The organism is Mycobacterium sp. GA-1841, assembly GCF_001954135.1.
Taxonomy (GTDB): Bacteria; Actinomycetota; Actinomycetes; order Mycobacteriales; family Mycobacteriaceae; genus Mycobacterium.
Genome location: NZ_MBEQ01000017.1, coordinates 257,948 through 281,584 on the forward strand (window position 1 = coordinate 257,948; position 23,637 = coordinate 281,584).

The 23,637-nt window shown below is 66.8% G+C and carries 24 protein-coding genes and 1 pseudogene; 9 read left to right on the plus strand and 16 right to left on the minus strand.

The genetic code is table 11. The annotated features are described in order from the left end of the window. Positions 1 to 10: 10 nt before the first annotated feature. The 4 genes from A5740_RS05535 to A5740_RS05550 all read left to right on the plus strand — a co-directional run bounded on the left by A5740_RS05535 (position 11) and on the right by A5740_RS05550 (position 2,999). Complete coding sequence (locus tag A5740_RS05535; protein ID WP_076192115.1) at positions 11 to 1,222, plus strand: FAD/NAD(P)-binding oxidoreductase; 1,212 nt, start codon at positions 11 to 13, stop codon at positions 1,220 to 1,222. Beyond that, a complete protein-coding gene (locus tag A5740_RS05540) occupies positions 1,222 to 1,818 on the plus strand; it encodes a rhodanese-like domain-containing protein (protein ID WP_076192117.1) in 597 nt (198 codons plus the stop codon). The genes A5740_RS05535 and A5740_RS05540 overlap by 1 nt, the downstream gene beginning before the upstream one ends. Then, positions 1,815 to 2,675, plus strand: coding sequence for a sulfite exporter TauE/SafE family protein (locus tag A5740_RS05545; RefSeq protein WP_076192118.1), 861 nt, complete (start codon positions 1,815 to 1,817; stop codon positions 2,673 to 2,675). Before A5740_RS05540 ends, A5740_RS05545 begins: the two co-directional genes overlap by 4 nt. Positions 2,676 to 2,738: 63 nt before the next feature. Beyond that, positions 2,739 to 2,999: a metal-sensitive transcriptional regulator gene (locus tag A5740_RS05550; protein WP_076192120.1), complete on the plus strand. Its 261-nt coding sequence runs from the start codon at positions 2,739 to 2,741 to the stop codon at positions 2,997 to 2,999. A gap of 12 nt (positions 3,000 to 3,011) precedes the next feature. Here the strand turns inward: A5740_RS05550 and A5740_RS05555 are convergent, their stop codons facing one another. From A5740_RS05555 to A5740_RS05575, 6 genes are all read right to left on the minus strand, one after another. Further along, on the minus strand, positions 3,012 to 4,082 hold the full coding sequence (locus tag A5740_RS05555) for a sulfate/molybdate ABC transporter ATP-binding protein (protein WP_076192122.1): 1,071 nt from the start codon (positions 4,080 to 4,082) through the stop codon (positions 3,012 to 3,014). Between the two features lie 35 nt (positions 4,083 to 4,117). Next, positions 4,118 to 4,939: a sulfate ABC transporter permease subunit CysW gene (cysW, locus tag A5740_RS05560; RefSeq protein ID WP_076192123.1), complete on the minus strand. Its 822-nt coding sequence runs from the start codon at positions 4,937 to 4,939 to the stop codon at positions 4,118 to 4,120. After that, complete coding sequence (gene cysT, locus A5740_RS05565; RefSeq protein WP_076192125.1) at positions 4,936 to 5,796, minus strand: sulfate ABC transporter permease subunit CysT; 861 nt, start codon at positions 5,794 to 5,796, stop codon at positions 4,936 to 4,938. The genes cysW and cysT overlap by 4 nt, the downstream gene beginning before the upstream one ends. Continuing rightward, positions 5,793 to 6,824, minus strand: a complete 1,032-nt coding sequence (locus A5740_RS05570) for a sulfate ABC transporter substrate-binding protein (RefSeq protein ID WP_076192266.1) — start codon at positions 6,822 to 6,824, stop codon at positions 5,793 to 5,795. The genes cysT and A5740_RS05570 overlap by 4 nt, the downstream gene beginning before the upstream one ends. Before the next feature lie 181 nt (positions 6,825 to 7,005). After that, positions 7,006 to 7,098 (minus strand): Ms4533A family Cys-rich leader peptide, encoded by a 93-nt coding sequence (locus A5740_RS29385; RefSeq protein WP_353588723.1) that lies wholly within the window; start codon positions 7,096 to 7,098, stop codon positions 7,006 to 7,008. 139 nt (positions 7,099 to 7,237) lie between these two features. After that, positions 7,238 to 7,441, minus strand: coding sequence for a hypothetical protein (locus A5740_RS05575; RefSeq protein WP_076192127.1), 204 nt, complete (start codon positions 7,439 to 7,441; stop codon positions 7,238 to 7,240). 114 nt (positions 7,442 to 7,555) lie between these two features. Between A5740_RS05575 and A5740_RS05580 the strand changes: the two genes are divergently transcribed. Further along, the gene (locus A5740_RS05580; RefSeq protein ID WP_076192128.1) at positions 7,556 to 9,586 is read left to right on the plus strand and encodes a glycoside hydrolase family 15 protein; all 2,031 of its coding nucleotides are present in this window, start codon (positions 7,556 to 7,558) and stop codon (positions 9,584 to 9,586) included. Positions 9,587 to 9,615: 29 nt separating this feature from the next. On the opposite strand, the gene A5740_RS05585 is transcribed toward A5740_RS05580, so the two are convergent. Continuing rightward, positions 9,616 to 10,158, minus strand: coding sequence for a bifunctional 2-polyprenyl-6-hydroxyphenol methylase/3-demethylubiquinol 3-O-methyltransferase UbiG (locus A5740_RS05585; protein ID WP_076192268.1), 543 nt, complete (start codon positions 10,156 to 10,158; stop codon positions 9,616 to 9,618). A 66-nt stretch (positions 10,159 to 10,224) separates the two neighbouring features. Between A5740_RS05585 and A5740_RS05590 the strand changes: the two genes are divergently transcribed. Continuing rightward, the gene (locus A5740_RS05590; protein ID WP_076192130.1) at positions 10,225 to 11,139 is read left to right on the plus strand and encodes a zinc-binding dehydrogenase; all 915 of its coding nucleotides are present in this window, start codon (positions 10,225 to 10,227) and stop codon (positions 11,137 to 11,139) included. Positions 11,140 to 11,146: 7 nt separating this feature from the next. On the opposite strand, the gene A5740_RS05595 is transcribed toward A5740_RS05590, so the two are convergent. The 6 genes from A5740_RS05595 to lepA form a co-directional block, all read right to left on the minus strand. Further along, on the minus strand, positions 11,147 to 12,382 hold the full coding sequence (locus A5740_RS05595; protein WP_076192132.1) for an acyl-CoA dehydrogenase family protein: 1,236 nt from the start codon (positions 12,380 to 12,382) through the stop codon (positions 11,147 to 11,149). Continuing rightward, complete coding sequence (locus tag A5740_RS05600) at positions 12,383 to 13,369, minus strand: GNAT family N-acetyltransferase (RefSeq protein ID WP_076192134.1); 987 nt, start codon at positions 13,367 to 13,369, stop codon at positions 12,383 to 12,385. It lies immediately after the preceding gene. Then, positions 13,366 to 14,898: an APC family permease gene (locus A5740_RS05605; protein WP_076192136.1), complete on the minus strand. Its 1,533-nt coding sequence runs from the start codon at positions 14,896 to 14,898 to the stop codon at positions 13,366 to 13,368. Before A5740_RS05605 ends, A5740_RS05600 begins: the two co-directional genes overlap by 4 nt. A 125-nt stretch (positions 14,899 to 15,023) precedes the next feature. Beyond that, entirely contained in the window at positions 15,024 to 16,406 is a 1,383-nt protein-coding gene (locus A5740_RS05610; protein WP_076192138.1) for an LLM class flavin-dependent oxidoreductase, read from the minus strand. After that, positions 16,403 to 17,707: an NtaA/DmoA family FMN-dependent monooxygenase gene (locus A5740_RS05615; RefSeq protein ID WP_076192140.1), complete on the minus strand. Its 1,305-nt coding sequence runs from the start codon at positions 17,705 to 17,707 to the stop codon at positions 16,403 to 16,405. The genes A5740_RS05610 and A5740_RS05615 overlap by 4 nt, the downstream gene beginning before the upstream one ends. A gap of 72 nt (positions 17,708 to 17,779) precedes the next feature. Beyond that, positions 17,780 to 19,654, minus strand: a complete 1,875-nt coding sequence (lepA, locus tag A5740_RS05620; protein WP_076192142.1) for a translation elongation factor 4 — start codon at positions 19,652 to 19,654, stop codon at positions 17,780 to 17,782. A 79-nt stretch (positions 19,655 to 19,733) separates the two neighbouring features. Between lepA and A5740_RS05625 the strand changes: the two genes are divergently transcribed. Both A5740_RS05625 and A5740_RS05630 read left to right on the plus strand, forming a co-directional pair. Further along, positions 19,734 to 20,369: a type II toxin-antitoxin system PemK/MazF family toxin gene (locus A5740_RS05625; RefSeq protein ID WP_139334945.1), complete on the plus strand. Its 636-nt coding sequence runs from the start codon at positions 19,734 to 19,736 to the stop codon at positions 20,367 to 20,369. A gap of 41 nt (positions 20,370 to 20,410) precedes the next feature. Further along, positions 20,411 to 20,659 carry a DUF6480 family protein gene (locus A5740_RS05630; RefSeq protein WP_076192146.1) on the plus strand — a complete coding sequence of 83 codons (249 nt, stop codon included), beginning with the start codon at positions 20,411 to 20,413 and terminating at the stop codon, positions 20,657 to 20,659. A gap of 12 nt (positions 20,660 to 20,671) precedes the next feature. Here the strand turns inward: A5740_RS05630 and A5740_RS05635 are convergent. Continuing rightward, positions 20,672 to 21,280 (minus strand): annotated as a pseudogene (locus A5740_RS05635) (GNAT family N-acetyltransferase). Positions 21,281 to 21,387: 107 nt separating this feature from the next. Then, entirely contained in the window at positions 21,388 to 21,822 is a 435-nt protein-coding gene (locus A5740_RS05640) for a CBS domain-containing protein (RefSeq protein WP_076192269.1), read from the minus strand. A 99-nt stretch (positions 21,823 to 21,921) separates the two neighbouring features. Between A5740_RS05640 and A5740_RS05645 the strand changes: the two genes are divergently transcribed. Continuing rightward, on the plus strand, positions 21,922 to 22,782 hold the full coding sequence (locus A5740_RS05645; protein WP_076192271.1) for a ribonuclease Z: 861 nt from the start codon (positions 21,922 to 21,924) through the stop codon (positions 22,780 to 22,782). Here the strand turns inward: A5740_RS05645 and A5740_RS05650 are convergent. Beyond that, a complete protein-coding gene (locus tag A5740_RS05650; protein ID WP_076192148.1) occupies positions 22,766 to 23,605 on the minus strand; it encodes a transglutaminase family protein in 840 nt (279 codons plus the stop codon). The genes A5740_RS05645 and A5740_RS05650 overlap by 17 nt on opposite strands. Between the last annotated feature and the right edge of the window lie 32 nt (positions 23,606 to 23,637).

Sequence of the window (23,637 nt, forward strand, 5' to 3'; positions counted from 1 at the left end):
TACGACAGGTATGTCCAGCCCACGCAAGCATGAGGTACTGATCATCGGCGGCGGAACGGCCGGGATCACGGTGGCGGCACGGTTGCTGCGCACGCACCACACCGACGTCGCGATCGTCGAACCGTCCGACAAGCACTACTACCAACCGCTGTGGACACTGGTCGGCGGTGGCCAGGCGAGCGCCGCCGCGACCGAACGTGCCGAGGCGTCGGTGATGCCGCGTGGCGCCACCTGGATCAAGACCGCGGTGAGCGCCGTCGACCCAGAAGCCAACACCGTCACCTGTGCCGACGGCACGACGTACGGTTACGACGTCCTGGTCGTGGCGCCGGGCATCCAACTCGACTGGGACCGCACCGAGGGCCTGGCCGGCGCCCTCGGCAAGGACGGGGTCTCGTCCAACTACCGTTTCGACCTCGCCCCGCGAACCTGGGAATTCATCCGCAACACCCGATCCGGGACCGCGGTGTTCACCATGCCGTCGGGTCCGATCAAGTGCGCCGGTGCGCCACAGAAGATTGCCTACCTGGCCTGCGATCACTGGCGCCGTCAAGGGGTCCTCGAAAACATCGACGTGCACCTCGTGGTGCCGACCCCGCGGATCTTCGGCATCCCGGCCATCGCCGACAACCTGGACAAGGTGATCGCCGATTACGGCATCACGCTGCACACCGGAAGCGAAGTGCGGTCCATCGATTCGGCGGCCCGCAAGATCACGATGACGAACATTGCCGACGGAATCGAGACGACGCTGCCGTACGACGTATTGCACGCGGTGCCGCACCAGTCGGCACCGGACTGGATCAAGACCAGCCCGCTGTCCACCAGCCACGTCGGCGGGGACGCCAACGGTTACGTCGACATCGACAAGCACACCATGCAGCACGTGCGCTACCCGAACGTGTTCGCGCTCGGCGATGCGGGCTCGTCGCCGAACTCGAAAACCGGTGCGGCCATTCGCAAGCAGGCGCCCGTCGTGGTGGAGAACATCGGCGCGGTGCTCAGCGGGCGACCGCTCACCGGGTCGTACGACGGCTACGCGTCCTGCCCGATCGTCACGTCCTCGCAGGACATGCTGCTCGCCGAGTTCGACTACGACTTCACCCTCAAACCGTCCTTCCCGCTGCTCGATCCGGTCAAGCCGCACCGGCCGTACTGGTACCTCAAGAAGTACGGCTTGCCCGCCCTGTACTGGAACCTGATGTTGAAAGGTCTGGCCTGATGTCCACCTCGTCGATCATCGACGCCGCCGAACTCAACGAGCTCACGCGGAACGACGTGGGTCCGCGGCTCATCGATGTCCGCACCCCCGGCGAGTTCGAAACCGCGCACATCCCAGGCGCTTACAACGTCCCACTGGATCTGCTACAGGAGCATCGAGACGAGATCGCCCGGCATCTCGACGAGAACGTGGTGCTGATCTGTCGATCCGGGCAACGTGCGAGCACTGCCGGCCAGACCCTGCACGAAGCCGGCCTGCCCAATGTCTCGATCCTCGACGGCGGCATGACCGCCTGGCTGGACAAGGGATTCGCAGTGCGCCGCGGCGCCCGACGCTGGGACCTCGAACGCCAGGTCCGCCTGGTCGCCGGTTCGATCGTGCTCAGCAGCGTCCTGGGCAGCATCGCGTCCCCCAGGTTGAAATGGGTCGCCGCGGGGATCGGGGCCGGGTTGACGACCGCAGCACTGACGAACACCTGCGCGATGGGCATGTTGCTGGCAAAGCTGCCGTACAACCGGGGTTCGTCCGGTGATGCCCAGACCGTCGTCGAACAGCTGATCGGTGCCAGACAAACACATTCCGGCGCGTTGGCATGATCTGGCTCGCTGTCGCACTGGCCGTCCTGGTCGGGGTGTCGCTCGGACTCCTCGGCGGGGGCGGGTCGATCCTGACGGTTCCACTGCTGGCCTATGTGGCCGGCATGGAGGCCAAGCAGGCGATCGCCACCTCGCTTGTGGTGGTCGGGGTCACCAGTGCGGTCAGCACCCTGTCCCACGCCCGCGCCGGGCGGGTGCAGTGGCGCAGCGGGCTGATGTTCGGGGCGGCCGGCATGGTCGGGGCGTATCTCGGCGGTCTGCTGAGCTATGTGGTCGAGGGATCGCTCCTGCTGATCGCCTTCACGGCAATGATGGTGGCCACCGGCATCGCAATGCTCAAGTCGCGCACGGCCTGTGCTCCGTGCACGCGGACCCTGCCCGTTGCCAAGGTGCTGCTGATGGGGCTCGGGGTCGGGCTGGTGACAGGTTCCGTCGGCGCCGGTGGCGGATTTCTCGTGGTGCCCGCCCTGGCACTGTTGGGCGGGCTGCCCATGCCCGTCGCGGTGGGAACCTCGCTGCTGGTGATCACACTGAACTCCGCGGCGGGTCTGGCCGGCCATCTCAGTACCGTGCCGATCGACTGGACGATCGCGGGTGCAGTCACCACCGCGGCGGTGCTGGGCAGCCTGATCGGCTCCCGACTGACCGCCCACGTGGACCCCGACGCGGTGCGCCGGGCCTTCGGTTGGTTCGTGTTGCTGATGGCCTCGGTCGTCCTGGGTCAGGAGGTACATCCCGCCGTCGGGCTCACCGCCGCCGGCCTGACCGCACTGGCCGGCCTCGGCACCGCCAGCTGCGCCCGGCTGGGGTGGTGTCCGCTGCGGTGGCTCTTCGGCCCACCCGCGGCCGCAACATGACCGACCGACCACATACCCCCGCGGGTATGATGGAACCCATAACCTCACGTCAAAGGAAACACCATGATCTGTGACGAGGAATCGATCGCCGCCATCCTCAACCGGCTGCGGCGCGCCCAAGGGCAACTCGCCGGCGTCATCACCATGATCGAACAGGGCCGCGACTGCAAGGACGTCGTGACCCAACTCGCCGCGGTCTCCCGCGCACTCGACCGCGCCGGGTTCAAGATCGTCGCCACCGGTCTACGTGAATGCATCGCCGGCGAAAGCGACGAGCCGATGGATGTGGCCGAACTGGAAAAGCTGTTCCTGACCCTGGCATGATCCTGCCGGGGGTCAGTTGACGGCCACCACCTCGTCCTCGTCGCTACCGGCAGAGTTCTTGTCACTCAACGGAACCTGCACATCACCGGCGATCTGCGGAACCCGCGTCGCCCGCACGTACACGGTGTCGCCCTCCTTCAGGCCCAGCGCCTCGGCGTCGCCACGGGTGATCTGGGCCGTGAACGGCACATGGGTTGCGGCGCTGGTCAACTCGACCCGCACCTCGAAGCCCAGCATCACGATCCGGTCGATCGTGGCCCGCAACACCCCGGTGGCCTCGGCCGTGCCGTCACCGGCTGCCACCGCCAGTTCGGGATTACGTCCGACACGAATGTCATGCGGGCGCACCAGGATCCCGTTGAGCTCGGAGACCGCGCCCAGAAACGACATCACAAACGCGTTGGCCGGCTCGTCATACACCTCGGTCGGTGAGCCGACCTGCTCGATGCGGCCCTTGTTGAGCACCGCGATCCGGTCCGCCACATCCAGGGCCTCGGCCTGGTCGTGGGTCACCAGCACGGTCGTGACATGTACCTCGTCGTGCAGCCGGCGCAGCCAGGTACGCAGATCGTCGCGCACCTTGGCATCCAGCGCGCCGAACGGCTCGTCGAGCAGCAACACCTGCGGGTCGACCGCCAGCGCCCGCGCCAGCGCCATCCGCTGACGCTGACCGCCCGAGAGCTGGTTGGGATAGCGGGTCTGAAAACCGGCCAGTCCCACCACTTCCAGCAGGTTGTCGACCTTCTCTTTGACCTCGGCCTTGGGGCGCTTGCGGATCTTCAGACCGAAAGCCACGTTGTCGCGGACCGTCAGGTGTTTGAACGCCGCGTAGTGCTGGAACACGAAACCGATACCGCGCCGCTGCGGCGGGATACCGGTCACGTCACGGCCGTTGATGGTGATGGTCCCGGTGTCGGGTTGATCCAGCCCCGCGATGGCGCGGAGCAGGGTGGACTTGCCCGAGCCGCTCGGACCCAGCAGGGCGGTGAGCGAACCGGACGGCACCTCGAAGTCGATGTTGTCGAGCGCGGCGAAATCACCGTAATGCTTGTTCGCGCCCCGAACCACGATCGCGTCGGTCATAGTTTCTGTTTCCTCCTCGGGCCGACTTCTCGGACCTACTGCGCAGCCTTGGTTCGACGACGATCGAGGATGACCTGGACCACCAGGACCACCACGGCCACCGCCATGAGCAACGTCGAGATGGCGTACGCCCCGTACACCGAGTCGGCAGTGCCGCGGTTGTAACGGTCGGCCACCAGCAACGTGAGCGTCTGTGAGGTGCCCGGCAGGTTCGACGCCACCATGAGCACCGCACCGAACTCCCCCAGGGTGCGAGCCACGGTCAACACGATGCCGTAGGTCAGGCCCCACCGGATCGACGGCAACGTGATCCGCCAAAATGTCTGCCACCACGTCGATCCCAGTGTCGCCGCGGCTTCCTCCTGATCGGTTCCGATTTCGTGGAGCACCGGTTCGACCTCGCGGATGACGAACGGCACCGTGACGAAGATGCTGGCCAGCACGATGCCTGGGAAACCGAAGATGATCTTGAACCCGAGGTTGTTCTCGACGAAGCCGAACAACCCGGCCGACCCCCAGAGCAGGATCAACGCCACACCGACCACCACCGGCGACACTGCGAACGGTAGGTCGATGACAGCCTGCAACGCACTCTTGCCACGGAATTTGTTGCGCGCCAAGACCAGGGCCGTGGGAACGCCGAACAACACGTTCAGCGGCACGACGATCGCCACCACCAACAACGACAGGTTCAGCGCCGAGATGGCGGCGGGCGTACCCACCGAGGCGAAGAACTCGCCCAGCCCCGGGCCGAACGTACGCACGAGGATGAGGCCGACCGGCACCACCACCAGCACCGCCACATAGGCCAGGGCCAGGAACCGCAACAGATAACGCGTCCGCGGCGAGAGCGTCATGCCGAAAGCTCCTCACGTTTGGCCACCCGCGAACCCACCGCGCGGAGCACGAACAACACCACGAACGAGATCAGCAGCAGCACAATCGAGATCGCCGCGGCACCGGTGCGGTCGTCGTTCTCGATCAGGGTGCGGATCCACTGTGAGGACACCTCGGTCTCGCCCGGCACCGCACCGCCGATGAGCACCACCGAACCGAACTCGCCGATGGCCCGGGAGAACGCGAGCCCGGCACCGGACAGCAGCGCGGGCAGCAACGCGGGCAGGATCACCTTCACGAATATGACCCGGTTGCTGGCCCCCAGCGAGGCCGCGGCCTCCTCGGTCTCGCGGTCGAGCTCGAGCAGCACCGGCTGTACCGAGCGCACCACGAACGGCAGTGTGACGAACAGCAACGCGACACCGACGCCCCATTTGGTGTGCTGCAGGTGCAGACCGACCGGACTGGCCGGTCCGTACAGCGCCAGCATCACCAGGCTCGCCACGATCGTCGGCAACGCGAACGGCAGATCGATCACCGAGTCCACCAGTCGTTTACCCGGGAACTCGTCCCGGGTCAGCACCCAGGCCACGATCAGGCCGAAGACCAAGTTGACCAGCGTCACGCCGGCCGAGATGGTCAGCGTCACCCGGAACGAGTCCAGCGCCGCGTTGGAGGTGACCGCCTGCCAGAAGGCGTTCCACCCGCCGCCGGCCGCCTGCCACACGATCGCGGCCAACGGCAGCAGCACGATGATGCTCAACCAGATCGATGCCGCCCCCACGCGCAGCGAGGTGCTGCCGTAGCGGCCGGGCCGCTGATCTGCCGGCCCGGCCGGATCGGTCTGGGCCGCATCGCTCTGGGCTACCGACGTCATCCAGTCGCCTGCTTGTAGATCTTGGTGATGGAACCGTTGTCCTTGTCGAACAACGACGGGTCGACCTCGTCCCAGCCGCCCAGATCGGCGATCGTCCAGAGCTTCTCCGGCGTCGGGAAGTCCTTGGTGAAGTCCGCCGCCACCGCCGGGTCGACCGGCCGGAACCCGGCCTCGGCCCACAGCTTCTGGCCCTCGGGGGTGAACAGGAAGTTCAGCAGGGCCTTGGCCGCCTCGGCGTGGGCGCTGGTCTTGACGACGGCCACCGGGTTCTCGATCTTGAAAGTCTGTGGCGGGTTGACGTGCTCGACCGGCTTGCCCTGCCGCTCGACGTTGATCGCCTCGTTCTCGTAGCTGATCAGCACATCCCCGGTGCCCTGCAGGAACACGTCGGTGGCCTCGCGACCAGAGCCCGGGCGGGTCTTGACGTGTTCGGTCACCAGCTTGTTGACGAAGTCCAGACCGGCCGCCGAGTCCTTACCGCCGTTGCTCTTCGCCGCATAGGGCGCCAACAGGTTCCACTTGGCCGAACCGGAACTCAGCGGGCTCGGGGTCACCACCTCGAGTCCGGGCTGCAACAGATCGTCCCAGTCCTTGATGCCCTTGGGATTGCCCTTGCGCACCACCAATGACACCACAGATCCGAACGGGACGCCCTTTGTGTTGCCGGCATTCCAATCCTCGGCCACTTTGTCGGCCTTGACCAGACGGGTGATGTCGGGTTCGACCGAGAAATTGACGATGTCGGCCGGCTTGCCGTCGACGACGGCCCGCGACTGGTCACCGGAGGCACCGAAGGACTTGGTCACCGCTACACCCTTGCCCTCCTCGGTGGCGGCGAACGCCGGGATGATCTTGCTCCACCCCGGCTCGGGCACCGCGTAGGCGACAAGGGTCAGCGTGGTGTCGGCCCCCGCGGCGGCGGCGTCCCCACCGGGAACATCGCTGGCGCCGCCGGCGCACCCGATCGCCAAAACGCTGGTGGTGGCCAGGACGGCGGCGGTGCGCCACCGTCGCGCACGGGAGACCACCGATCGGCTGAAGTTGCTCTTGTTGACGGGGTCGGTCTTGTTGACGGGCACTGCGGACCTTTCTGACAGACAGCGGACATTGCGAGGTCCGTCCTGCGGAAAGGCGAGGGAGCTGAGGGAGGCAACAGACGAGCATCCAGGCACAGAACCGCCACCGACACCAAACCGCGGACGGGTTGGGTCAGCGACAACAGGCGACGTCAGCAACAGCGCGTGAACCCACGGCAATGAGAGCCAAGACATGGCTCTCGGTCTTGCCGGACGCTGAATGCATGGCGCGAAGAATAACAGAGTTCCGTCGCCGCGCCCGCTGAGCTGTGTGGGTCGGAGTCAGCGCGTCAGCAACCACATGACGATGACCAGGAGGACCAGGAGAACCAAGATCAAGGTGACACGCGACCGAGGCATACCGTTCACTCCGATTCCGTCTCGTCTGTCGGGGCGTGGCGGAGCCGGTGCAACCCGGTGATCCCCCAGCCCAGCGAACCGTCGAGCACCACGGCACTGCCGTAGGCCAGCGCCAGCACCACCGGCATCACGACCGCGGTCTGCACGACGAACGGCAGCCCGGTGAGCCACAATTCGACGCCGTCCCACCAGCTCAGGATTGCCGTCATGGGCCCAAGCGTAGGCGATCGACGGATCGCGGTTGTTCATCCCGTCCCGCCCGTAACATTCGCCACGTCCGGCGTGGGTAGACGCCGCCTGTATCCGCAGATGATGATGTGCGGATGGTTCTGCAACACACCGAGCCCACGGATGCCGCCGCGGCACTCGGAAAGACACCAGGGACGTCGAAGACATCGGACACACCGTTGACCGTGACGGCCCCGGTGCCGTACTCGTCGAGTGGGTCGCTGCGGAACCCGTTCCCGCCGATCGCGGACTACGGCTTCCTGTCCGATTGCGAGAACACCTGCCTGATCTCGTCGGCCGGATCGGTGGAGTGGTTGTGCGTCCCCCGGCCGGATTCGCCGAGCGTGTTCGGCGCGATCCTGGACCGCAACGCCGGCCACTTCCGCCTCGGCCCCTACGGCGTCACCGTACCCTCGGCGCGCCGGTACCTGCCGGGAAGCCTGATCCTGGAGACCACGTGGCAGACCCACACCGGTTGGCTGATCGTGCGCGACGCCCTGGTGATGGGACCGTGGCACGACATCGAGACCCGCTCACGCACGCATCGACGCACTCCGATGGACTGGGACGCCGAGCACATCCTGCTGCGTACGGTGCGGTGCGTCAGCGGCACCGTCGAACTGGTGATGAACTGTGAGCCGGCCTTCGACTACCACCGGGTCAGCGCGTCGTGGGAGTACTCCGGCCCGGCCTATGGCGAGGCCATCGCCCGGGCCGCGCGCAATCCGGATTCGCACCCGACTCTGCGGCTCACCACGAATCTGCGGATCGGCATCGAGGGCCGTGAGGCCCGGGCCCGGACCCGGCTCACCGAAGGCGACAACGTGTTCGTCGCACTGAGTTGGTCCAAGCATCCGGCTCCTCAAACGTATGAAGAGGCCGCCGAGAAGATGTGGAAGACCAGCGAGGCGTGGCGGCAGTGGATCAACATCGGTGATTTCCCGGACCATCCGTGGCGGTCTTATCTGCAGCGCAGCGCGCTGACGCTGAAAGGTCTGACCTACTCCCCGACCGGCGCCCTGCTGGCCGCGCCGACCACGTCGCTGCCGGAAACGCCGCAGGGCGAACGCAACTGGGATTACCGCTACTCGTGGATCCGGGATTCGACGTTCGCGCTGTGGGGTCTGTACACCCTCGGCCTGGATCGTGAGGCCGACGATTTCTTCGCGTTCATCGCCGACGTGTCGGGGGCCAACAACGGCGAACGCCACCCGCTGCAGGTGATGTACGGGGTCGGCGGGGAACGCAGCCTCGTCGAGGAAGAGTTGCACCACCTGTCGGGCTACGACAACGCCCGGCCGGTGCGCATCGGCAACGGCGCGTATAACCAGATGCAGCACGACATCTGGGGCACGATGCTCGATTCGGTGTACCTGCACGCCAAGTCGCGCGAGCAGATTCCCGAAGCCCTGTGGCCGGTGCTGAAGAACCAGGTCGAAGAAGCCATCAAGCACTGGAAGGAACCCGACCGCGGAATCTGGGAGGTTCGCGGCGAGCCGCAGCACTTCACCTCCAGCAAGATCATGTGTTGGGTGGCGTTGGATCGCGGTTCGAAGCTGGCCGAACTCCAAGGCGAGAAGAGCTATGCGCAGCAGTGGCGGGCGACCGCCGAGGAGATCAAGGCCGACGTCCTGGCGCGCGGTGTGGATTCGCGCGGGGTGCTGACCCAGCGCTACAACGACGACGCGCTGGACGCCTCGCTGCTGCTGGCGGTGCTCACCCGGTTCCTCCCGTCGGACGATCCGCGGGTGCGGGCCACCGTGCTGGCGATCGCCGACGAGCTCACCGAGGACGGCCTGGTGCTGCGCTACCGGGTCGAGGAGACCGACGACGGTTTGTCCGGTGAAGAAGGCACGTTCACGATCTGTTCGTTCTGGTTGGTGTCCGCACTCGTCGAGATCGGTGAGGTGAGCCGGGCCAAGCATCTGCTGGAACGGTTGCTGTCATTCGCCAGCCCGTTGCATCTGTACGCCGAGGAGATCGAGCCGCGCACCGGCCGGCATCTGGGCAACTTCCCGCAGGCCTTCACCCACCTGGCTCTGATCAACGCCGTGGTGCACGTCATCCGCGCCGAGGAGGAATCCGACAGCTCCGGGGTGTTCCAGCCCGCCAACGCCCCGATGTAGCACACCTGCACCAGCGCGAGCGGGAGGAATCACTTGCGGGCGAGCAGCCAGGCCTGACCGCCGCCCTCGTCCGCGGCGATCACCTCAAGGGCGGCGAAGGCGTCGCGCAGCTCTCCCGGCGCGGCCCGGAACCTCCCCGGCGCGGCCCCGACCTCACTGAGTACACAGACCGCGAGGATGCCGCCGCCGGTCAGCCGCTCGGCCATCGGTCGGTACAGCCGCGGATCGCGGAATCGGTGGCAGACCACGACGTCGGCCGGTGGGCCGTCGGGCAATCCGTCATCGAGGTCGACGACGTCGAAGCGACACTGCTCGGCCACTCCGTGCCGGGCGGCCAACGCACCGGCATGGCCGAGCGCCAGCGGTGAGACGTCGACGCCCCGCACGCTGAGCCCCCGTCGGGCCAGCCAGACCGACGCGGCACCGGCGCCGCACGCAATGTCGAGTGCTGCCCCGGTCACCGGGAAGACGTCACTGTGGGCGGCGAACACCGCGGGCAGGCCAGGAGTCCCGACGGCCACGTCATAACCGCGGTACGTCGTGTCCCAGTCGAGGCGATCCTGCTGACTCATCAGCGCCACCATACGAAAGGTCGACGAGTGGGAATAGATGCGGCCGGCGGCGAGGTTTGCCCCTGCATGCGAGCCATCGTCTACGACCCGCAGGCCCCGGCCAACCTCCGTTTCGACGACGTCGACGAACCGTCTGTCACCGACTCCCAAGCACTCATCGAAGTAGACGCGATCGGGCTCAACTTCGGCGAACTGCACTTCATCGACCACGCCCGCAGGCCAGGCGAAGTGCCCGGTTGGGACAGCGCGGGGGTGATCGTCAAGGCAGCTGCCGATGGGTCCGGGCCGCCGGCCGGAACCCGTGTGGTGGGTTTCGGTGCGGCGGCCGGCTGGGCCGAGCGGCGGGCCGTGTCCACCGAAAACCTCGCCGTGCTGCCCGAGTTCGTCGAATTCGAGGAGGCCGCGGCGCTGCCGGTGGCCGGAGTGACCGCGCTGCAGGCGTTGCGGGCGCTCGGGCCCGTGGTGGGGCGCCGGGTCCTCATCACCGGCGCCTCCGGCGGCGTCGGCCGGTTCGCGGTGCAGTTGGCCGCTCGGGCCGGCGCGCACGTCATCGCCGCCGTCGGCAGCCCCGCCCGCGGTGAGGGCCTCACCGAGCTGGGCGCCGCCGAGGTGGTGGTCGGACTCGACACGGTGACGGAACCGGTGTTCGGGGTGCTCGACAACGTCGGTGGCACGCTCTTGGCACAGGCCTTCCGGCTCGTCGACGACGGCGGCTCGGTGCAATCGATCGGGATGGCCTCCAACGAGCCCACCACGATCAACTTCGAGGAGGAGCGACGGATCGGCAGGCGTAAACGGTTGGAGCCCTTCATGGTTCGCTTTCCGGTGGCCGACGATCTGGCCTACCTGCTGAACCTGTTGGCCGACGGCGAACTCGACCCGCAGATCGGGCTGCGTGATTCGTGGGACAACATCGCCGCGGCGGCACGAGCCCTGCTCGGCCGGCAGGTCGCCGGCAAGGCGGTGTTGCGGGTCGCCTGAGGCCGGCTCAGTTGCCCTGCCCGCCGCGCCCCCGGGACACCAGGTCGGACACCGGATCCTTGCCGTTGATGAACCAGTCACCCAGGATTCGCGCCTTGTACACCACCGGATTGTGCGACGCCAGGGTGCGAGCATTGCGCCAATGCCGGTCCAGCCCAAGCTCTTCGGACACTCCGGAGGCGCCGAGGGCATCGAACACCCGGGTGGTGGCCCGCAATGCCGCCGCCACGATCACCAACTGCGCCTGGGTCACCGCCACCTCGGCATCGACGAGCAGCCGGCGAGCTTGATCGTCGCTACCGGCGAGCCGGCCGGCCACGATCCGGTCCAGGGCCCGCGCGCTCTGCCCCAACGCGGCGGTGGCGCCGAACGATTCGGCCGACACCTCACCTATCACCTGCAACAGCTGCGGATCGGCGGCCGGGACCTCGGCCAAGCCCTGCGGATAGTTGCGCCGACGCGCGGCCAACGCAGCCGAGCCGTCGCGCTGGGCGGCCCGGATGATGCCGGTCAGGACCGCCAGCATCGCGGTCTGGTAGAAGTGCGCCTGATAGGTGAACCGCTCGGCCGCCGGAAACACATTGCCGCGCTCGGCCCGAGCCTGCTCGTATCGGGCCGAACCGCTGCCCGTGGTGCGCTGACCGAATCCGCGCCAGTCATCGATCAGGGTGACGCCCGGATCATCGGCACGAACCAGCGCCGTCCACAGCTCTCCATCCTCATCACGGCCGAGGACGTCGAGCCAGTCGGCGTAAAGACTACCGGTGGCATAGTATTTCGCGCCCGTCACGAGCCAGTGGTCGTCGCGCGCGGTGACCGTGGTGGCCAGATTGGCCAGGGTCAGGTTGTTGGCCTCGGTCCAGCCTCCGCCGACGAATTCGCCGGCCAGGAATCGCTTGATCCAGGTGGTGTTGTCTTCCGTCACCGCGGCGTTGAGCCGGTCCTCGACGAAGGCCAGGTGGTTGCGCCAGATGTGGGCGACGTTGGCGTCGGCCTCACCCAGTTCCGCCAGCAGGAGGAAGGTTTGCTCCAGCGAGGCGCCGAACCCGCCCTGCTCGGCTGAAATCCGCAGCGTGCCGAAACCGGCATCGCTGAGCCAGCGTACCTGTTCATGAGGAAAAACCCGGTCGGCCTCACGCTCACGATTACCCTCGGCGATACGTTCGAAGATCGGCTCGAAGACCGAGCGCAATTCGGCGTCATAGCCGGACGGCTGCTTGAGATAGGTGTTCTCCGTGGGCATTTAGCGGCGCTCCTCGGCGTCGATTCGGTAGGCGTACTGGTCTCTGACCGCCAGGTAGCCGAGCCGCCGGTACAGCTCGTGGGCTCTGCTCGCGTTGTCGATGTCGGTGCCCAGTGACGCCACCGTGAGGCCACGCCTGAGCGCCGCCAGCCAGATCTTGCGCAACAGCAGCTCCCCGGTGCCGCGGGTCCGGCGGTCCCGGCGCACTCCGATGTAATCGGTGTGTGCGCTGTGTTCCTGGTCGGCGCCCACGCCGGTGGTGTAGGTCGATCCCAACACGTAGCCCACCACCACGTCGCCGTCGTCGACCGCAGCGATACTGAAGTCCGGTGTGAAGGCGCGGCTGTGCAGGTGATGTTCCCAGCGCTGCGGAGTTTTCGACATATTGCCGAAATGCTCGCTGAAGGTGTCGAATTGCAGTTGTCGAACCTGCTCGGCATAACCGCCTGAGATCACCTCCGTCCAGGGCAAAATCCTCAAGCCGTCGATGTGCGCAGCGGCCAGGGTGCCTGGATCCTCGCCCAGCAACGACTTTCGGGTGGCGACGAACTGCCGCTCGCGGCGCGCCCCGCGGTGCACCAGCGCCTCGATCGCGGCGGGTTGGTCGGCACCGATGTAGACCCGCAGATAGGCATCCGCCGGCGCCACGCGGCGAAACCGGTCGACGGTGTCGCCGACGATCGTCTCGATCGTGACATGGGCGACCGAAGGTCCAAAGACGAAGTCGGCCAGTACTTCCGGCTCGGCACCGTCGGGCCGGTGCAGCGCCGCGTACCCGAGGACCTCGTCGGACTCACCGCGCAGCACCACCGCCGACCCGGGATACACGCCGTCGAACTGCTCGGCGACATCGCGCGAATCGGCGGCGAACTTCCGTCCGGCCAGACCCGGCGTGGTGGCCAGGAAATCGGCGATCAGCGGATAGTCGCGTGCGGTGGCCGGTGACACCGCCGCGCCGGTGGTCGGCCGATGGTCGGTGAGGGTCATTTGTGCGCCTCGTCCGTCAGCGCCGGATCCGACTGTCGGAGCACCTCACCGATACCCTCGTCAGCCAGCCGCTGCTGCTCGGCTTCCGACAAGGTCTGGATGCTGCCGATCCGGCCGGCCACCTCGGGCCGGGTCCGCTTGAGATACCAGTACCAGGTCAGCCCGGCCGCCAGGATGGCACCGAATACGAAAGGCAGGATGTTGAACGGGAACTCGGGCACGGGATAGAAGTTGCTGATGATCACATAGCCCAGACCGATGGTGGCCGCCACCGCGACCGCGAGCCGCAGCGGGGTCAGCGCGCCGATCTTACGCAACCAGATCGGGGTCGCGATGACCACCAGCAGATAGCTCACCAGGAAACCCCAATTGGCCACGTAGCCGCCGTAGACGTCGAACACCAACCGCCCGGCCGAGCTGAAGGTGGCCGCGACCGAGAACGCGAACGCCAGCAGCCCGACGAAAACCACCCCGGCCCACGGCGTCTTGTAGCTTGCATGGACCTTGGTGAAGACCTGAGGCAAGGCGCCTTCGTGCGCGAAGGTGAACAGCGAACGCGCCGCGGCGGTGGTGACAGCGGTGACGAACACGATGAAGGCGATCGCGACCGCACCGCTGACGACCTGGTTCACCCATTCGACCCCGACGCTCGTGGCCAGCTGTGGCAGGACGGCCTTGTCGCCGTCGATCTCACCGAAGTGCAGGATCTGTGGATAGGTCGCGAAGACGTAGAGGGCGCCGATCAGGATGACCACCCGCAGAAGCGATCTGGCGATGTTGCGATGCGCATCCTTGGCCTCGGCTCCCAGCGAGGCGACGCTTTCGAAGCCGGCGTAGGAACCCACCGCGGTGACAGCGGCGATGAACGTCGCGCTGGAGCCGAGGTGCTGGGGGTTCCACTGCTCCCAGTCGACCCGGAACCCGTAGCCGATGTAGGAGGACACGATGATCACCAGGATCGACGCGATGGCCAGCAGTTCGAAGGCCAGCTCATACTTTGCCGCCAGCGACACCCCGCGGTACGGCAGGTAGACCGCGACGCCGACCACCACGATCACCAGCAGCAGCCGGAACCACACCGCCTGTGAGCCCAGCCCGATGGACTCCAGAAACGCGTCGAGGTATAAGACGCCGCCGAGAGTGCCGGTGGTGGCGAAGCCGATGTAGCCGAACAGCAGGCTGAAACCCGCGGCGAAGGCGAACCCAGGTCCCAGCCCGTTTCCGGTGTAGGTCCCCAGCGACCCCGACGACACCGTGCGTTTGGCCTGGAAGCTGATGGTGACCGCGACCAGCACCACGATCGACAACCCGATCACCGCCGCCCACGCTGCGCCTTTGCCTGCCGCCACGAACAACGAGAACGGCACCACGGCGAGGGCCACACTGGGTGCGGCGGCCGCCAGGCCCTGAGCGAATACGCCCCAGGGGCCGAGAGCGCCGGATTCGAGCCCGGTCGATTCGGCAGCGATCAGCGTGCGTCGCGGGCGCGTTGGACCGGGGCGCGTCTTCGGGTCGTCTGTAGTAGTCACGGCAATATCCCTTTCTGACCGCGACGCCTCCCGGGCCGTGAGCCGGCCCGGGGGTGGACAAGTCGGTATGGGTGCCACACTGCCGCAGACGGATTCGCGGCGGCAGCTATCGAATCGGCGGGATTCTATTGTGGATGAACGGAATTCCGGCGGAATGCGGCGCCCGGGTGGCCGGCGGCCAACAGAGCGCTGTCAGCGCCGAACAACCGCTGGCGCAACGTGGTCGGCTCGCCGAGCTCACGGGCCCGGCCCCGGCGGCGAAGTTCGGGGATGAGGTAGGTGGCCACATCGGCGAAGCTGCCCGGCGTGACGTGGTACGCGATGTTGAATCCGTCCACCCCGCTACGGCCGGCGTAGGCCTCCAGGGCATCGGCAACCGTGCTCGCCGACCCGACGAACAACTCACCGCCGAAACCACCGAGTCCACCGACGTAATCACGCAGCGTCAGGCGTGCTCGAGCCCCGGTGTCGGTCACCGCGGCCAGAATGGACCGGCTGGCATCGGTGTCGAACTGCTCGATCGGACGGTCGACGCCGTAGGTCGACCAGTCAACGCCGGACAGCGCCGACAGCAGCACCAATCCGGCCTCCAGGTCGTGATATCGGGCGAGGTCGCGAGCTTTGGCCTCAGCTGCGGAATCAGTACTGTCCGTGACGATCTCGACGGACGTGATGAACTTCAGCGAGTCCGGGTCCCGGCCGTGGCCGACCGCCCGCCGGCGGATGTCCTCGACATTGGATCGCAACACCTCGGGTCGAGGATCGCTGACGAAGACGAGTTCGGCGTTACGGGAGGCGAATTCACGGCCGGCCGGTGAGGTGCCGGCCTGAAACAGCACCGGTGTGCGCTGAGGCGAGGGCTCGACCAGATGCGCCCCGGGCACGGTGAAATATCGGCCGTGGTGGGCGATGTCGTGGACCTTCGCGGGATCGGTATACACGCCGCGGTCGGCGTCGCGCAGCACCGCGTCCGGCTCCCACGAGCCTTCCCAGAGCTTATAGGTGACCTCGAGGAATTCCTGGGCCATCGCGTAGCGCTCGTCGTGCGGGATCTGCTGCTCGCGCCCGATGATGTTGCGGGCCGCGCTGTCCAACAGTGATGTCACGATGTTCCACCCGATCCGGCCACCGGTCAGGTGATCCAGCGTGCTGAACTTGCGCGCCAGCAGATAGGGGCTCTCGTAGGTGGTGGACACAGTGATACCGAAGCCCAACCGCTGGGTCGCCGCGGCCATGGCCGAGACCGCCAGCAGCGGATCGGTGACCGGTGTCTGCACCGCCCGAGCCAGTGCCGCGCTCGCGTCACCGCCGAACACGTCGAGTTGCCCGACCGCATCGGCGACGAACAACGCGTCGAAGCCGCCGTCGTCGAGCAGCTTGGCCAACTCCACCCAATACCGCACATCGGTGTAGTCGGCGGTGCGGTCGGCCGGGTGCCGCCACAAGCCGAAGTTGCCGTGCGACACCGTCGACATCGTGAATGCCGACAACACATAGGGTTCGGTCATGCCGGCGGCCGCTGCGGGATGTCGAGGCCGAGATGGGACCGCAAGGTGCTGCCGGCATATTCGTGGCGGAACAACCCGCGTTTACGGAGCACCGGGACCACCTGCTCGACGAACAGCTCGTGCTGGCCGGGCAGTCCGGAGTCGCGTAGGACGAAACCATCAGCCGCACCCGTGCTGAACCACTGCTCGATCTCCTCGGCGATTCGCTCGGGAGTCCCTACCACGGCAGCGCCCCACCCGTTGACCGTGCGGTACAGGAATTCCCGCACCGTGGGGTTTCCGTCACTGGCCAGCAGCCGGTAGCCGGCCAGCGCGGTCTGATGCGTCTCGGTGTGCGCCGGGAAGGCCGATGCCGGCACCGGCCCGTCCAGGTCGGCGCCGGTAACGTCGACGTCGACCTCCAGCAGCCACCCGGCCTGATATTCAGGACTGAAGTATTCGTATTCTGCGCGTTCGGCGCGCCTTGCCTCGTCCTCGGTGGAACCGATGATGTATCGCAGCGACGGAGTGATCAGGGGCGGTGTGGTCCGGCCGAAGCACCGCGCCTCCTGGTGGATCTGCGTGTAGAAATCCCGGGCCCGGGCCCGGTTGCCGTGGCTGGTGAAGATCACCTCGGCATGACGGGCGGCAAAACCCCGTCCGGTCTCCGACGATCCGGCCTGGAACAGAACCGGCTGCCCCTGGGCCGATCGCGCCGCACCGAGCGGTCCGGCCACGTCGAAGTACCGGCCGTGATGGTCGGCCGGCCGAATCCGATTGACGTCGTTGAAGATCCCCGCCGAGCGGTCCTCGACGACGGTGTCCTCACCCCAGCCGTCCCACAGCTTGCGCACCACCTCCAGCGCTTCCTCGGCGATGCAATACCGCTCGTCATGGGGCACCACGCCCCGGGCGCTGAAGTTGTCGGCGGCGGCCTGCGCGAAGCTGGTCACCAAATTCCAGCCGGCCCGCCCGACGCTGAGGTGATCGAGTGAAAGCAGTTGGCGGGCAAGATGATAGGGATGCGCCAGGGTGGCCGAACCGGTGACCACCAATCCGATCCGTTCGGTGACCGAGGACAGCGCCGCAGTCGCGGTGAGCGGCTCGAAGTCCTCGGTGATCTTGTACGCCCACGTCGCAGGGGGCCCATAGTTCAGCCCGTCGGCGAAGAACAGTGCGTCGAACGTGCCGGCCTCGGCCGTCTGCGCATAGTTGATCAGCCGCCGGCGTACCCCCGCGGTGCTGTTGTCGATATCGGGATGCCGCCACGGCCCGGCGGACCGGGTGTTTCCGAAGGCCAGCAGATGAAGCTCTCTGGACACTCCGGCGACACTACGATCCTCACCAGATCACGCCGAGGGTTGCGCTCAGCGCGAAGCAATCCCGAACGCCGGCTACTTCTTCGGCTTGTCCCCGGCCGCGTCGGTGGACAGTGCCGCGACGAACGCCTCCTGAGGGACCTCCACCCGGCCGATGGTCTTCATCCGCTTCTTGCCCTCTTTCTGCTTTTCCAGCAGCTTGCGCTTACGGGTGATGTCACCGCCGTAGCACTTGGACAACACGTCCTTGCGGATGGCCCGAATGTTCTCGCGAGCAATGATTTTCGAGCCGATCGCGGCCTGCACCGGCACCTCGAACTGCTGGCGCGGGATGAGCTCCTTGAGCTTGGTGGTCATCTTGTTGCCGTACGCCGAAGCCGAATCCTTGTGGACGATGGCACTGAAGGCGTCGACAGCCTCGCCCTGCAGCAGGATGTCGACCTTCACCAGATCGGCCTCCTGTTCACCGGCCTCCTCGTAGTCCAGGCTGGCATAGCCGCGGGTGCGCGACTTCAGCGAGTCGAAGAAGTCGAAGATGATCTCGCCCAACGGCATCGTGTAGCGCAGCTCGACCCGCTCGGGCGACAGGTAGTCCATGCCGCCGAGTTCACCGCGCCGGGACTGGCACAGCTCCATAATGGTGCCGATGAACTCGCTGGGCGCGATCACGGTGGTCTTGACGACGGGCTCGTGGACCTCGCGAACCTTGCCCTCGGGCCAGTCCGACGGGTTGGTCACGACAAGCTCGGATCCGTCGTCCTTGATCACCCGGTACACCACGTTGGGTGAGGTGGAGATCAGGTCGAGATTGAACTCGCGCTCCAACCGCTCGCGAGTGATCTCCATGTGCAGCAGCCCGAGGAACCCACAACGGAACCCGAATCCCAGCGCCACCGAGGTCTCCGGCTCGTAGGTCAGCGCGGCGTCGTTGAGCTGCAGCTTGTCCAGTGCCTCGCGCAGCACCGGGTAGTCCGACCCGTCCACCGGGTACAGGCCCGAGTAGACCATCGGCTTGGGTTCGCGGTAGCCGGTCAGCGCTTCGGTCGCACCCTTGCGTGCCGTGGTCACCGTGTCGCCGACCTTGGACTGCCGGACGTCCTTCACCCCGGTGATGAGGTAACCCACCTCGCCGACACCCAGGCCGTCGCTGGCCTTCGGTTCGGGTGAGACGATGCCGACCTCGAGCAGTTCGTGGGTCGCCCCGGTAGACATCATCGCGATCTTCTCGCGCGGGGTGATCTTGCCGTCGACGACCCGCACATAGGTGACCACGCCGCGGTAGATGTCATAGACCGAGTCGAAGATCATCGCCCGCGCCGGGGCGTCGGCGTCACCGGTCGGGGCCGGCACCTGCCGGACCACCTCGTCGAGTAGCTCGGCGACGCCCACCCCGGTCTTGCCGGACACCCGCAGCACGTCCGACGGCTCGCAGCCGATGATGTGGGCCAGCTCGCCGGCGTACCGCTCCGGATCCGCGGCCGGCAGGTCGATCTTGTTGAGCACCGGGATGATCGTCAGGTCGCGGTCGAGCGCCAGGTACAGGTTGGCCAGCGTCTGCGCCTCGATGCCCTGGGCGGCATCGACCAGCAGCACCGCACCCTCGCACGCCTCCAGCGCGCGGGACACCTCGTAGGTGAAGTCGACGTGACCCGGCGTGTCGATCAAGTGCAGGACGAACTCTTCGTCACCAACTTTCCAAGGCAGCCGCACGTTCTGCGCCTTGATGGTGATGCCGCGTTCCCGCTCGATGTCCATCCGGTCCAGGTATTGCGCGCGCATCGACCGGTCGTCGACGACGCCGGTGAGCTGCAGCATCCGGTCCGCCAGCGTCGACTTGCCATGGTCGATGTGGGCGATGATGCAGAAGTTCCTGATCTGCGCCGGCGCAGTGAACGTCTTGTCGGCGAAGCTACTGATGGGAATCTCCTGGTGAGCGCGGGTGTCAAGCACGTGGTGTGCGCTTCCAGGGTATCGAGCCGGGACCCTTGCAACACAATCGCCAGCGCGGCACTGACTTATGCTCGACACCATGGCGTCGCAGTGGAAGGCGTTCCAGCAGGTTCTCAAGGGCGTCCGCCATGGCGCCGAGAACCTGGTGTTCAACGAAGCACCGAAGTTCGTTCGCCAGCTCCAGACCACCGACAACGTGCCGCGTACCGTGCAGCAGGGCATCCAACAAGGCATTCAGCAGGGCCTCAAGCTGGGTCTGGGGGCGCTCGCCGGCGCAACCGCCCCGCCCCCGAAGGCGATCACCGAAGGCCGGCCGGTGTCCAAGCACAGCGTTCCCACCGCACATCGCGCCCGCAAAATCGTCTATGCCCCCGATCTCGACGGACGCGCCGATCCCGGCGAAATCGTCTGGACCTGGGTGGTCTACGAGGATGATCCGACGCAGGGCAAGGACCGCCCGGTGCTGGTGGTAGGCCGCGATCAACGCACGTTGTTGGGGTTGATGTTGTCCAGCCAGGACTACCACCGCGATGATCCAGACTGGATCGCCATCGGGACCGGCACCTGGGACTACGACGGCAGGCCGAGTTGGGTGCGGCTCGACCGGGTGCTCGACGTGCCCGAGGAGGGCATTCGCCGCGAGGGCGCGATCCTGGACCGGTCCCGGTTCGAGGCGGTCGCCGTACGGCTGCGCGCCCAGTACTCCTGGAGCTGACGCCGATGCATTAAATCGGCGTCCGTGGGAATTCCCAGACGATGACTGCACTGCCTCCCGACCCCGACCCGGCCGAGATACCCGACCTCGAGCCCGGCGGCGGCGTCGCTCCCGGCGCCACGCCGCCCGACTCCGCGCAGACCTCCGGCCTGGGGGAACCGGAAGCCCGCCCCAAACACAAGTACACCCCGTCTTCGGTGACCGCGATCATCGGCCTGGTACTACTGATCGCGGTGTTCGTCGCCGTCGGCGTGCTGTTGATCATGAAGATCTCGGGAGTTTTCGGATAGACGCGTCGCCGGTCAGCGTCCACGGCGCCACATCGCGGTCATGACCGGGCCCTCCTCGGGCAGCGGGATCTCCCCGGTCACTTCAAATCCGAACCGCAGGTATTACGGAACGTTGTCGGGATTGCTCGATTCGAGATAGGCCGGCGCATGCTCGGCGTCCACGCGCTCCAGACGCGACCGCATCAATTCATGGCCGAAGCCACCTCCGCGCACCGTGGGATCGCTGCCGATCACGCCGAGGTACCAATGCGGTTCCTCGGGATGATGTCGCTTCATCAGCTCGGCGACCTCCCGCCCTCGGGTGGCCCGACGCCCGAAGGCCCGCAGGAATCCGGGCATCATCAGCAACTCCTGCAGCCCGGTCTGCTTCCAGCCGCCAGGCGGATCCCACAGCGCCGCCGCGCCGATGGTGCCCGACCGCAGCGCCACCTCGCTACCGCCGCCGGGCAGGAAATGGTGTCGGGTCATGGTGGCGAACATCCGGCTCAGCGCCCGCTCCCGGCGTGCGGCCTCCGGCAACATCCACATCATCACCGGGTCGTCATAGAAGGCCCGCGCCAGAACCGCAGCAAGCTGCTTGACGTCGGCTTTGTGGGCGGGGCGAACATCGATGGCAGACACCCGCTCACGATCGCACACAACACCCGCCGGGAGACTACGGTTATCGGTGCGAAATTTGACGAAATTCGCACCGATGACCGGAGTTTCGGCGGCTCGGGATGCGCGGGTCACCGGCTCTGGGTGATGTAGGCCTGCAGCTGTTCCTGCTCGGCCTCCAGTTCTTCCATCCGGGTCTTGACGATGTCTCCGATGCTGACGATGCCGGCCAGCCGGCCGTCGTCGATGACCGGGATGTGGCGCACCCGGTTCTCGGTCATCAAGGCGCTGAGGTGATCCACCGTGTCGCGTGGCGTACACGTGGCGACCACCGTGGTCATGATCTCCGAGACCGGCTGGGCCAGCAGGCTGCTTCCCCGCTCGTGCAGCTTGCGCACCACATCGCGCTCCGAGACGATCCCGGCCAGCCCGCCGTCGGGGCCCATCACCATCATGGCCCCGATGTTCAACTCGGTCAGCCCGGCCAACAGTTCGGTCACTGTGGTCTCGGGTGAAATCGTCACCACCGCCGTGCCCTTGTTTTTCAGCACGTCCGCGATTCGCATCGGCCGCCTCCGATCGTGATCCACCTCACACCAGGCTAGGTCCGCATCAGTCTGGACGAAAGGTATTCCGCAGAACACCCGAACGGGTATATGTGGGCCATGATCGAGGTCACCCTGCTCGGCACCGGCAGCCCGATCCCCGATCCGCAGCGGGCCGGACCCTCGACCCTGCTGCGGGCCGGCGGCCAGTCGTTCCTGGTCGACTGCGGTCGTGGTGTGCTGCAACGCCTGGCCGCGGCCGGCTCCGGGGCCAACGGACTCAGCGCCCTGCTGCTCACCCATCTGCACAGTGATCACATCGCCGATCTGGGTGACGTGATCATCACCCGCTGGGTCAGTACGTTCACCCCGGACGCCGCACCGCTTCCGATCATCGGTCCGCCGGGCACTGCCGAAGTGGTGGCAGCCACGCTGAAGGCTTTCGGTTTCGACATCGGCTACCGCATCGCCCATCACGCCGACCTGACCGGCCCGCCGCCAGTCGAGGTGCACGAATACACCGACGGACCGGTCTGGGACCGCGACGACGTGCGAATCCGGGTGGCGCCCACCGATCATCGGCCCGTGACACCGACCATCGCATTCCGGGTCGAGCATGCCGGCGCCGCGGTGGTGGCTGCAGGCGACACCGTGCCATGCCCCAGCCTCGACGCCCTCGCCGCGGGCGCGGGGGCGCTGGTGCACACCGTGATCCGCAAGGATCTGATCGATTTGCTTCCCCAACAACGCATCCGCGACATCTGCGACTACCACTCCTCGGTACAGGAGGCGGCGGCCACCGCGACCAGGGCCGGCGTCGGGATCCTGATCCTCACCCATTACGTGCCGGCGATCGCTCCCGGCACCGAAGACCAGTGGCGGGCACTGGCGGCCACCGAGTTCGACCGGCAGATCGAACTGGGCGACGACCTGCACCGCGTGCAAGTCCATCCGGGGGTATGCGTCAAGCCAGCCGGGTGACCTCGACGACCACATCGAGGTCGGTCGAACCCTCACCCGAATAGATTCCCTTGAGCGGAGCCACATCCGAGTAGTCCCGGCCCACGCCGAGGCTGACGTACTGCTCGTTGATCGCGGTGTCGTTGGTCGGGTCGTAATCCCACCAGCCACCGGTCCAGGCCTGGATCCAGGCATGACTCTGGCCGTCAATCGTGTCCCCGACCACCGCCTCCCGCTTGGGATGCAGATAGCCCGACACATAGCGGGCCGGAATGCCCATGGAGCGCAACATGATCAACGACAGATGGGCGAAGTCCTGGCACACCCCTTTGCCCTCCCGCAGGGCGTCCAGGCCCGAGGAATGCACGCCGGTGGTGCCCGGCACGTAGTCGAGCTCGCTACGCACCCACTGCGCCACCTCCATCACCGCCTCGAACGGGTCGTGGTCCTTGGCGATCCGCTGCCCCACGCGCGCGATGCGCCTGCTGCGCGGCGTGTAGTGCGTCGGGCTGAGCACCTCGTCGAACCGATCGATCACCGACTCCGAACCCAGATCGTCCCAGCCGGCCACGTCCTCGGGCTTCTCGGCGGCCTCGGTCTCGACCACCGAAGCGGACGAGACCTCCAACTCGGTGTGCGGGGCATGCAGGTCGAACGCCGTCACCGCGGTGCCCCAGTAGTCGACATAGCGATAAGAGCGGGTGGCCGGGATGGTCTCCACCCGGTTGAGGATCACGTTCTGCCGCGAGTCCGACCGCGGCGTCAGCCGCGCCTCGTTGAAGGAGGCCGTCACCGCCGACTTGTAGGCGTATCCGGTGGAATGCACCACGCGTAGGCGCCACATCACGGTCTCCTCTTCGCGCGAGCGCTCATCAC